Raw genomic sequence first — 10,708 nt, forward strand, 5'->3', positions numbered from 1 at the left:
GTCCAATAAGATAAAGAAGCATACCACTTCGGATTTCATGGAAATTGAAAGACAGAGAGGTATCTCCGTAGCCACTTCCGTTATGACCTTCGAATACCGCGATATCCTCGTTAACCTCCTGGATACACCCGGTCACAAGGACTTCGCAGAAGATACCTACCGCACACTCACGGCAGTAGACAGTGTGGTACTGGTGATCGACTGTGTGAAAGGGGTGGAAGAACAAACCGAAAGACTCATGGAAGTATGTCGCATGCGCGATACACCGGTGATCATCTTCGTGAATAAAATGGACCGCGACGGTAAATATCCCTTCGACCTGCTGGATGAACTGGAAGAAAAACTCAACATCCGTGTAAGACCACTCAGCTGGCCTATCAACATGGGCAGCGATTTCAAAGGAGTATATAACCTGTATGATAAGAGCCTCGTGGCCTTCCTGCCCAACAAGAAAGCCACTGATGAAGATATCGTGCCGCTGGCAGATCTCAGCAGCAGCTACGTAGACGAGCATTTCAACGCCAAAGATGCCGCCCAGCTGCGTGGCGACGTGGAACTGATTGAAGGCGTTTATGATGCATTCAACCGGGAAGATTACCTCGCCGGTAAACTGGCGCCCGTTTTCTTCGGTAGTGCCGTTAACAATTTCGGAGTAAAAGACCTGCTGGATACATTCGTAGACATCGCGCCTATTCCCCGCAACCGTACCGCTACTACCCGCGAAATAGATGTAAACGAAGATAAATTCAGTGGATTTGTCTTTAAAATACATGCGAACCTCGATCCTCGCCACCGCGACCGTATTGCCTTTCTCCGCGTTTGCTCCGGCAAATTTGAACGCAACAAGTTTTATCACCATGTTCGTTTAGACAAAGACGTTAGATTCAGTAACCCCTATAGCTTCCTCGCCCGTGAAAAAAATGTGGTAGATGATGCGTATCCCGGCGACGTGGTAGGTTTATTTGATACCGGCAACTTTAAAATCGGCGATACTTTAACGGAAGGCGAAAACTTCTACATTACCGGCATTCCTAGCTTCTCTCCGGAACTGTTTAAGGAGTTGGTGAACAAGGACCCAATGAAAACCAAACAACTGGAAAAAGGTATCCGCCAGCTGACAGACGAAGGGGTAGCCCAGCTGTTTACCCAACATGGTGGCAACCGCAAAATTATTGGTTGTGTAGGAGAACTCCAGTTCGAAGTAATCCAGTACCGTCTCCTGCAGGAATATGGCGCAGCATGCCAGTTCAATACCCTGCAGTTCTATAAAGCCTGCTGGCTCACCGGTCCTAAAGACAAAATAGAAGAATTCATCCGCTTCAAATCTTCCAACATCGTGGAAGATAAAGACGGCCACCTCGTTTACCTGGCGCAGTCTGAGTGGTACCTGAATACAGAGCGTACCAACAACCCGGATATTCAATTCAATTTTACATCAGAAATTCATAAATAATAAATAATGGAGGAGGATCGCCTTCGGCGATTGTATCAGGATTAAAGTGATTCACCGTGATTTACATGATTTTCTCACCTTTTGTTTTAAATATTGAGGGGAGATGGAAGCGGATATATTCGCTTCCATCTCCCCTCAACATTTTTAAATCTAATATCCGCAACAATAAAATCATCTAAATCACAGTGAATCACTTTGTTTTAAATATTGAGGGGAGATGGAAGCGGATATATTTGCTTCCATCTCCCCTCAACATTTTTAAATCTAATATCCGCAACAATAAAATCATCTAAATCACAGTGAATCACTTTAATCCTGAACAAAGACAATCGCCGAAGGCGATCCCCCTACGCCCAAAAAAGCCGCTTCCCGTGAACGAGTGCGGCATTGCTTGTACGACCAACTCAAATTATTGCTTTGAGAATATTTTGATTTAGGTGTGTATCGTGTGTGTCACACAAAAGTAGGTACAGCAATGCGAATGGCTTTCGCGAACCGGGAAAATGATTTACGCAATCGGGAATCTTTAGTCTTCTGAAAGGGAGTACTGAAAGATATACTCCTCTATAGTCCCGTCCCGTACGCCTTCTACACGGGCATCCAGGTGGCGGGCATCTTTAAAACGATAAGTAATTTTTTTAGGGAAATCATTATTAAGGTCTTCGGCTACGAAGCCCACCGGCTTCAATACCCGCAAGCGCAGGCGTACCGGCACTGTTGGCTGATGTCCCTGGTAAGCAGGCATAAAGTACATATCATTTCCTCTTCTCACCAGCTGCATAGATTGCTGTAAAGCACTGTCGGCACCCACTATCCGCCAGGTTTGGCCGCTCCAGGTAGAATCATTCACCCGGTTCCAGCTTTCCACGATGGTGCTTTTACGGGTGTTCATTCTCCAGGTGCCCTGCAGCTTATCCAGGAAGCGAAAATCTGCTGTACTGGCCTGGCCGGCTACCCGAAGGCTGCCGGCCAATAAAGATAACAGGAGTATATACTTACTGCTGTACCACTGCTTCTTCGCCATAAATCTGTTGTTTGTATTTGAGAGATGGAGAAGCAAGGAAAGGTCCCAGGCCCAGTTCTCCCCATTTGGCATCTATTTTACTGATAGTGGCATCGTCCGCAACAATAATATTAGGCCAGTCGCGCTCAAAGTTGTCCAGCAGCCTTGTTTTCAGCGTACCATCCATACCTATGCCGCCAATATATTTACCTGCTTCAGCAGAAGGCTTATTGATCACAAAGCTATCGCGCTTAGGGTCCAGGTTATTACAAAAACGCCAGAGCGCAGACGCCAGATCACTTACATCCACGGTATGCTCTACATAAAGGATCATTTTTATACCTGCCAGTGCCGGCAAGGTATACAGCTGCTCATTCAGCTCACGCACATGAAATGGGCGGCGCTTTTCTATGGCTACCAGTATACAGGAGATGTCTAACGCCAGCAACTTGTCATTAATACCCTTGATTTCCGGGAACTGCTGCATAATAGCGGCTGTATCTATAGCACGGGGAGCAGCTGCCTGCAAATAGGCGGTATCTGTTTCCTCTTCATACTTGCGGGTACCATCAATACACATCTTACCACCAAAACCCATTTTGGAACAGGAGTGATCCAGTACATCCATAGGTCCCTGGCTCAGGTAAATATCTGTTGCCGGGTTTAGATGCCGGAAGACATGCTGTGCCAGCTGCTTATAGTCGTTGATTTTTACCCCGTCATCTGTTACTACCAGGATCTTGTTGAACATCATTTGTCCGGCGCCCCACATGGCATTCATCACTTTCTGCGCCTGTCCTGCATAATCTTTTTTGATCTGTGCAATTACCAGGTTATGGAAAACGCCTTCCACCGGCATTTCCATATCAATGATTTCCGGTACCAGCGTCATTTTAATGGGTGCCAGGAAAATACGTTCCGTTGCCTTTCCTATCCAGGCATCTTCCTGGGGAGGAATGCCTACTATCGTTGACGGATATACGGCATCCTTCCGGTGCGTAATCGCGGTGACATGAAATTTAGGGTACCAGTCGGCCAGTGAATAATAGCCGGTATGGTCACCAAACGGGCCTTCCCAGATCAGTTCCTCCGATGGTTCTACGTAGCCTTCTATCACAAAGTCGGCATCTGCCGGTACTTCTATCTCCGGTTGGGTAATACATTTTACCAGCTCTACTTTCTTCTTACGGAGAAAGCCCGCCAGCATATATTCATCCACGTTTTCCGGGAGCGGCGCAGTGGCGGAGTAGGTATAAACCGGATCACCACCCAATACTACGGCAACGGGCATACGTTTATTCAGTTTCTTGTATTCCATAAAGTGCTTGGCAGACACTTTATGCTTATGCCAGTGCATACCGGTCATATCTTTTTCAAATACCTGCATCCGGTACATGCCCACGTTGCGGGTGCCGGTCAGCGGATCTTTGGTATGAATTACGGGCAGTGTTACAAACGGGCCGCCATCCTTAGGCCAGCAGGTAAGCACCGGCAGTTTACTGAGGTCGGGATTCGCCATCACTACTTCCTGGCAACTACCTTTGCCCCCAACTACCTTCGGCATCCAGGAGGCGAATTGTCCCAGCTTAGGCAATAAGGCCAGTTTATCCAGTATACTTTCTTTGGGCTTGGATAACAGCTTAAAGAGATTTTCAATTTCGCCGGCTACGTCGTCCAGTTCCTGCACACCCAGCGCCAGACACATACGCTTATAGCTGCCCATAGAGTTGATCAGTACCGGAAAATCTGTTCCGGTATTTTCAAACAGCAACGCTTTACCACCATCCGGCGATTTGCTTACCCTGTCTGTTATTTCAGCTATTTCCAGTTTAGGGTCCACATAGGTTTTAATGCGTACCAGTTCTCCTGCCTGTTCCAGCGTATCTATAAAATGTCTGAGATTTTTATATGCCATGTTTGAATCTTATTACCAATCAACAAAAGTAACCATCCCACACCGCAATAAAAAATGCCCCCCATTAAATAATGAGAGGCATCCATTTTATTCCATTTTCAGTTATCAGTTCACAATGGTAACACCCGCGTGGAATACGGCTCTGGGCCTGGATGGATAGTAGCGTACCGGTGCTGGTACAGGTACCGGCACTACCGGATAGTAGGCTGGTTGCACGTATACAACCCTTCTTCTCGGACGATAGCAATCATCATCCCATCCACGGCGGTATTCTCTTCTTGGTGGATCGCATCTTTCGCGCTCCCAGCGGTCGTGTCCATGTCCGCGGCCATGATCACGATATCCGTGATCGTATCCTCTTTGTGCATACGTAGTCAGTACTGTACCGCCTATCAGCAGCATCAATAACAATACTTTTTTCATGTTGAGTGGTTTTTAGTTCAAGATCGGTTGGCAAATAAAAGTTGTGGTGTGTTATATCAGTTACAGCGGATAACCTGTTACAGTTACATTATTAGCGGCGTATGTGGCTCCCGGATATCCCGCAAAACTATATCTGTGATGATGCGGAGGACGAGGAGGTCTGTGATGCCTGTCGTAATGTTTGCTATGTCGGTATCCCGGCTTTGGCGGATGCGGTGGCCTGAAATGAGGCGGATGCGGTGGCCTTGGTGGCAGCGGGGGCCTCGGTGGCAACGGCGGATGTGGAAAATGCGCCGGTACAGGTGGCCTTGGCGGCAGTGGCGGATGTGCTGGTCCATGTTGAGCAAAAAGACTTACACTCCCCCCTATCAATATCACTGAAGCTAAAAACAAAAACTTCTTCATGGCACTTCTTTTTCGTTAGTTATAACAGGCAGTTGCACACCAACTTATTTTTTGCGGCTATCGTTTCATTACTCTCTCCGCGATTTGTGATGCTGCTATCCGCCTAAGCTGGTGGCTGCATTATTACCTGTTTGAACTCATAAATTCAACAACTATGCCAATAAAAAAATCCCGGCCAAAAGCCGGGATTGGAATACTAAATAACCCATTCAATTTATTAGTAGTCAGTTTGTTATGGTCTGAGTATCGGACAGCGGGTAGCTTTCTGCTTTCCCCATCCGCTACCACCTCCCAAACGATATGTAATCGTAAATCCGGAGAAGGCATACCAGTCTTTATATTTGTCAGAACCGCGTTTTGAACCATCTGCGGGATAGGTGCCGGGAGTCATGCCTTTGGCGGTTACCTCATCGCCACGATAAGCCATATCTATTGACTTCTGGCCACGATACGCCAATAATGTATTCTGATCTACGTACGTAGTACTTACGTCGTCCAGGTAATCCGTCATAGTAGGGCGGAATCCTATTTCAAATCCCAGCGTCCAGGTATCATTCAGGATCGCTTTCACACCCGCTCCAAAAGGAATGGAAATAGCGAATAAATCGTAAGGCTGACGGGTCGGATACTGCGGTAATCCCTGCCCTTCCGTACCGAGAGGACGAAGGCGTACCCGGTTACCAGACTGGTCTTTCGCGGTAGGGTCAAATCCAAAACCACCAATGCCCACAAAAACATAAGGTGTAAAGCCTTTCTCCTCCAGGTCTAAAAAGTTGAACTCTCCGATCAGACTTCCCTCCAGTATATTCGAACGAAAACTCAGGTTCCTTGCTACCAGCGGCTTCGATGAATTGGTACTATCGGCTCCTGTGGCAATTCCCCAGGTAATGGCAGCGCGGACAGTGAGGTAACGGTTAATATCTCTTCTCACCAGCAAACCAAGCGCCGGGCGGGTGTATTTCATATCCACCCTTTGCTGGGTCAGGTCTCCACTGTAATTGCTAATACCGAGAAAAGCGCCTACGTGCCAGTCCTGCGCAAAGGAGAGAAAGGGAACTGCCATGAATAACAACAGTATTCCGGTAGATTTTGTAAATTTCAATGTATTAAAGTTTAAGAGGTTAGTCCTTTTCAATCGTGCAAACATTTAACGTTATTACTACAATTTTTATTTGGTGCACCCCCTCCAATAGTTTCTCACACGTATACCGGCACGGTTAATAAAATGTAAAAATAAACTAATAAACCAATTAACTCATAAACAATTAAACTAACATCTTATATAGGCCCATCCCTCCTGCTGCCGCTGGATCAGATGAAATATCCCGGCAGGGACTATTTCCGTCAGGGGCAACAACTGGCTAATGGGTAGCTGCCGGCTATTCAGGGTATTTTGGCAAATCAGGAATTTAACAGCCCGTTCCTGCAGGGATTGCACTTTCTCCGATAAGGGATTTCCGTTAATTAGTAAAAGATTCCAGGCATGACCATGCACGACTACCTCTACGCCTATACGTGTTTGTGTTACTGCTGCCTGTTGAAGAAGATTATGGAGCTGTCCCAGCATAGACAGCTGCACATCGGGCTCACCGGATGTGATTTGAAAAACTACCTGCATGGCAACAAACCTAACCAAATATTGGTAAACCGAAAAGTGAACAACGCGATTAAAAGGTGGATGTTAGGGTTAACTATGGTCTTCTTTATGTTTTGTGCTATACAACTCGTATTGTGCTTTTCTTAACTTATCTTCCAGTTTATGATTTTTTTCTTTTACCTCCCGCAGCTGGTATAAAAGAAAAGCTTCCCGCTGCTCCTGTTTTACCAGGTTCACACTCGCAATCCGGAGTGCCCTGAAATGACGGATTAACAAGGTCCATCCAAGCAATAACAATAACACCAAAATAACGATGAAAGTGATCATAATATAAGAGGTTATGGCTACGGGTATCAGCTAAAGTTCTACTGCCGGGAAATGGCGTTGCGCATGGCGCAACTCCGTAACAGGATTGATAGGACAAATATGATTGAATGCGATAAAATCCATACTTAGTTACCTGGCTGGAGCTATAAACATGACACTGCCGCTAAAGTTATTTATTCCCTTTAAAACCAGTTTGTCCATTTTAGCTTTTTTCATTATTCCTTTAAAAATAATCCCTTCGTCCAAGGCTAAAATTAAACATATTAAAAATAAAATTACTTCAATGACACATCTATCATATTGATATTCAATTATATAAATTGATTCAAAAAATTACGTACCTGGGAATCATAAAAAAAATTAAATTAGAGATATTGTTCATGTAGAGAAAGAATAGGTTTTGATGAAATTAGCTTGTACCAAAATCCAATGAAAATCATTTAAATCCCCGTATTGTATGTCCGCCCTTCTGACTAAAGAACAACTCGAAAATTTTGCTTTACAAGGTAAAGCCTATGCAGATGATCATGTCGGTGACCCATTTAATATTAAAGACGTTTCTGAAAGACTGGGAATCTCCTACTCGTATTTCTACCACAATTTTGTAGATCAGATGGGAGAACCCTTCTGGCACTATGTAAAAAGACATCGGCTGGAACTCGCCGCAGGCCTGCTCCGGCATAGTGGCTACAACATCAGTGAAATAAGCGACTACTGTGGTTATTCTACGACTGCCGCGTTTAGCAAAGCATTCAAATTACATTTTAAAGAAAGTCCAAAAGATTTTCGCCGTATTATAATTTTGCCCAACGAAAGAAGAACCCTCCAAATTACGGAAGGTATCACCATCGCATTGGGCAGCGAAGTATTCCGTGGTTTATTCAACTATGATCGCTGCGAAAAAGTAAGGCTCCAGGATAATATCCTGTATTACTCCCTCATTTCCCGTGGAAAAGATCCTGTCGGCGAAATGATTGCCAGAATGACCCAGCATTATACTTTGTTTAAAAGGATGCAGACTTTATACGACATCCCTCAAAGCCAGATCATTACTGGTACACTGGATGCCGTGCCGGTTACCGACTATGAAAAGTTGTCGATGTTTGCCGGCATACTGGTACCTATTTCCGCTACCAGCATACATTTGCAACTACAGCAAAACTTCCCCTATCTGATGATGAAAAGAGTCGCTGGTGGGAACTATCTAAAGTTACCCGTACCCATGGATTTTGCTACGGCAGGCATTCCTATGTATAATTTTATCAGCATGAACTGTAAAGAGGGCGTCTTTAAAATGAGCGGAAATCATTTCTTTATTTCTCTCAATGGTCCCAGTTATTCTGAAATTTTTATCCCGCTACTGAAAAAACATTATTGAAAAATAAACGAAACGGATTTGCCGGCAGCAGATTACGCACCCTGTGGCGGTATCCATCTACCGGTAAATCCGTTATTACAATTTCCTACCTGGTAAATATGGCCCGGAAGCAATTGGCACTTGTATTCACCGTATCCTTTTGTGGCTTGCCTGTTCCGTAAAACTCTGCCAGGAAACTACCCGCATCAGACCAAACTGTTTGCATCATTCCCTGAAAACGTGGCTTCATTTCTTTGGTGGCTGCCACCCGGTAATCATACATGTCTTTCAGCTGCAACTTCGCATTCTCCGGCATTCTCCATGGACAGGTAATAACAGACAATCCTTTCATGGCAAAATAAACAGGCGTTTTATCCGGCCTTTCGTAATGCCAGTCACAGATCATTATATCCCGGGGAACCAGATCCACCGCCCTGTGCGTGTTGTTCATACTCGCCTCCCAGGCACCCAAACCCGTAGTTTTACCATCCAGCAAACGATCCCCCCAGATCCACAGCTCACGTCCCTTTTGTGCCAGGTGATTACGGATAGACCAAACTTCACCGGCAAACAATTCCGCTTTGTCTTTACCTCCGCAACGGGGACACTTCTCCTCTCCTATGTAAAACACTTCGTCCATACCGGCATGAAAAGCCGTAGACTCAAATGCATCACAAATTTCATCTACCAACTCGAAAACAATCTTATGCACGCCCGGATGCAGTGGACAATAACTTTTGCAGTACAAGCCATCCGGATTTGGCCATTCGTATTTTACCGGCATCTTTACCCAGGGTGTTTCATCAAAGTCCGGATATATTTTCAACAGGTTAGTAGTAGTGCCTGCCCACGACTGATGCCCCAATAGATTAATCTGCGGAATCAAGCGGATATTGTATTTACGGCAAACCTGTACCAGCTGTTTTACCTGCTGCTCCGTCAAACCCGCAGGATCACGCAATTCCGGATGGGACTTAAACTGGTAATTAAAATCAACACGAAGCACCAATGTGTTGACATGCCGCGGCGCCAGCTCTGTTTCTATAAATTTCAGGAAAGGAAGTAATCCGTCCGCTCTGGGAGCAGCAATACAAAATCCGCGCACCGGCAACGTATCCAGCGGCAGGGGTTTTGCATAAGAAAAGGAAATGCTGCTGCAAACAAGCAGGAAGAGGGCTAATAGTTTTTTCATAAGACTTTGCATTTTTTTCAGGCAGGGCAGTAAAATAAGGAAAGCACCGGGGAACTCCAATCTTTTCCCCCAAACAAATGTATAATAGCAATTGCAATGTTATACAAGTTGATTTTTAATATCTTTGATAAAAGCACTACCTCTATGAATGAGTTTAAACTACCGTTTAACGCAAGACTCACTTTTACCCTATTATCGATCATCCTGGTTATATACGTAGCACACATTGGCAGCGGCATTATTGTGCCACTGATGTTTGCTATGCTGATTGCCATCATGCTGTTGCCCGTAGTGCACCGGCTTGAGAAATGGCGCCTCCCCCGCGGACTTGCAGCCATTTTAGCGGTACTGCTCTTCATTATCATCATTGCACTGATCATGATGTTGCTCGGCAAACAAATGGAATCTTTCATTTCAGACTTCCCGCAGCTCCAACAAAAACTAATGGTGGTCATTTCCTCCACACAGGACTGGGTGAATACGAAATTTCATATCAACTCCAGTACCCAGTTATCCTACATGGAAAAAGCGTTGATGGGTACACTGGGAACTGCCACCAGCTTCCTCAGTCAAACGTTTCTCTCTCTTTCGTCCCTGTTGATATTTGTGGTGTTTGTATTTCTGTATGCTTTTTTTATTCTCTTCTACCGAAGACTACTGGTATCCTTTCTCATAAAAATATTCCAGGAAGCACACCGGGAGAAACTACTCAAAGTGATCAGCAGCACCCGTTCCATTATCAAAAGCTATGTAGGTGGACTGATGATAGAAATGGTGATTGTAGCTATTCTCAATACCACACTGTTCCTGATACTCGGTATTAAATATGCCATCCTGCTGGGCGTGATGGCAGCCATCTTCAATATTATTCCTTACGTAGGCATCTTAAGTGCCGCTGTACTTATTATACTGGTAACCCTGGCTACGGGCACGCCTATACAGGCTTTACAGGCGGGTATTGCATTGTTCCTGATACACCTGCTGGATAGTAATGTATTATTCCCCAGCATCGTTGGTTCCAAGGTAAAGATTAATG

At 45.2% G+C, this 10,708-nt stretch carries 11 protein-coding genes; 3 read left to right on the plus strand and 8 right to left on the minus strand.

The features are described 5' to 3' along the window. A partial coding sequence (locus tag VIP81_RS05125) for a peptide chain release factor 3 (RefSeq protein ID WP_331957397.1) occupies positions 1 to 1,453 on the plus strand: 1,453 nt, incomplete at its 5' end. A gap of 526 nt (positions 1,454 to 1,979) precedes the next feature. On the opposite strand, the gene VIP81_RS05130 is transcribed toward VIP81_RS05125, so the two are convergent. The 7 genes from VIP81_RS05130 to VIP81_RS05160 form a co-directional block, all read right to left on the minus strand. Beyond that, positions 1,980 to 2,477 carry a DUF6265 family protein gene (locus VIP81_RS05130; RefSeq protein WP_331957398.1) on the minus strand — a complete coding sequence of 166 codons (498 nt, stop codon included), beginning with the start codon at positions 2,475 to 2,477 and terminating at the stop codon, positions 1,980 to 1,982. After that, a complete protein-coding gene (locus VIP81_RS05135) occupies positions 2,449 to 4,371 on the minus strand; it encodes a menaquinone biosynthesis decarboxylase (RefSeq protein ID WP_331957399.1) in 1,923 nt (640 codons plus the stop codon). The genes VIP81_RS05130 and VIP81_RS05135 overlap by 29 nt, the downstream gene beginning before the upstream one ends. A 105-nt stretch (positions 4,372 to 4,476) precedes the next feature. Further along, positions 4,477 to 4,794 carry a hypothetical protein gene (locus VIP81_RS05140; RefSeq protein WP_331957400.1) on the minus strand — a complete coding sequence of 106 codons (318 nt, stop codon included), beginning with the start codon at positions 4,792 to 4,794 and terminating at the stop codon, positions 4,477 to 4,479. A 60-nt stretch (positions 4,795 to 4,854) separates the two neighbouring features. Beyond that, complete coding sequence (locus tag VIP81_RS05145; RefSeq protein WP_331957401.1) at positions 4,855 to 5,199, minus strand: hypothetical protein; 345 nt, start codon at positions 5,197 to 5,199, stop codon at positions 4,855 to 4,857. A 232-nt stretch (positions 5,200 to 5,431) separates the two neighbouring features. Further along, positions 5,432 to 6,301, minus strand: a complete 870-nt coding sequence (locus VIP81_RS05150; RefSeq protein ID WP_331957402.1) for a DUF6089 family protein — start codon at positions 6,299 to 6,301, stop codon at positions 5,432 to 5,434. Positions 6,302 to 6,469: 168 nt separating this feature from the next. Beyond that, positions 6,470 to 6,817 carry a DsrE family protein gene (locus tag VIP81_RS05155; protein ID WP_331957403.1) on the minus strand — a complete coding sequence of 116 codons (348 nt, stop codon included), beginning with the start codon at positions 6,815 to 6,817 and terminating at the stop codon, positions 6,470 to 6,472. A gap of 69 nt (positions 6,818 to 6,886) precedes the next feature. Further along, positions 6,887 to 7,123 (minus strand): hypothetical protein, encoded by a 237-nt coding sequence (locus tag VIP81_RS05160; protein WP_331957404.1) that lies wholly within the window; start codon positions 7,121 to 7,123, stop codon positions 6,887 to 6,889. Positions 7,124 to 7,580: 457 nt separating this feature from the next. Between VIP81_RS05160 and VIP81_RS05165 the strand changes: the two genes are divergently transcribed. Beyond that, on the plus strand, positions 7,581 to 8,501 hold the full coding sequence (locus VIP81_RS05165) for an AraC family transcriptional regulator (protein WP_331957405.1): 921 nt from the start codon (positions 7,581 to 7,583) through the stop codon (positions 8,499 to 8,501). 85 nt (positions 8,502 to 8,586) lie between these two features. On the opposite strand, the gene VIP81_RS05170 is transcribed toward VIP81_RS05165, so the two are convergent. After that, positions 8,587 to 9,672: a family 20 glycosylhydrolase gene (locus tag VIP81_RS05170; protein WP_331957406.1), complete on the minus strand. Its 1,086-nt coding sequence runs from the start codon at positions 9,670 to 9,672 to the stop codon at positions 8,587 to 8,589. A gap of 96 nt (positions 9,673 to 9,768) precedes the next feature. On the opposite strand from VIP81_RS05170, the gene VIP81_RS05175 reads away from it, so the two are divergent. After that, on the plus strand, positions 9,769 to 10,708 hold a 940-nt coding region (locus tag VIP81_RS05175; protein WP_331957407.1), incomplete at its 3' end, for an AI-2E family transporter.

Source organism: Chitinophaga sp., from assembly GCF_036566945.1.
GTDB lineage: Bacteria > Bacteroidota > Bacteroidia > Chitinophagales > Chitinophagaceae > Chitinophaga.

Excerpts from the sequence above, each read along its gene's own strand:
- VIP81_RS05130 (WP_331957398.1), bottom strand. The coding sequence starts at position 2,477 with ATGGCGAAGAAGCAGTGGTACAGCAGTAAGTATATACTCCTGTTATCT.
- VIP81_RS05135 (WP_331957399.1), bottom strand. The coding sequence starts at position 4,371 with ATGGCATATAAAAATCTCAGACATTTTATAGATACGCTGGAACAGGCA.
- VIP81_RS05140 (WP_331957400.1), bottom strand. The coding sequence starts at position 4,794 with ATGAAAAAAGTATTGTTATTGATGCTGCTGATAGGCGGTACAGTACTG.
- VIP81_RS05145 (WP_331957401.1), bottom strand. The coding sequence starts at position 5,199 with ATGAAGAAGTTTTTGTTTTTAGCTTCAGTGATATTGATAGGGGGGAGT.
- VIP81_RS05155 (WP_331957403.1), bottom strand. The coding sequence starts at position 6,817 with ATGCAGGTAGTTTTTCAAATCACATCCGGTGAGCCCGATGTGCAGCTG.
- VIP81_RS05160 (WP_331957404.1), bottom strand. The coding sequence starts at position 7,123 with ATGATCACTTTCATCGTTATTTTGGTGTTATTGTTATTGCTTGGATGG.
- VIP81_RS05165 (WP_331957405.1), top strand. The coding sequence starts at position 7,581 with ATGTCCGCCCTTCTGACTAAAGAACAACTCGAAAATTTTGCTTTACAA.
- VIP81_RS05170 (WP_331957406.1), bottom strand. The coding sequence starts at position 9,672 with ATGAAAAAACTATTAGCCCTCTTCCTGCTTGTTTGCAGCAGCATTTCC.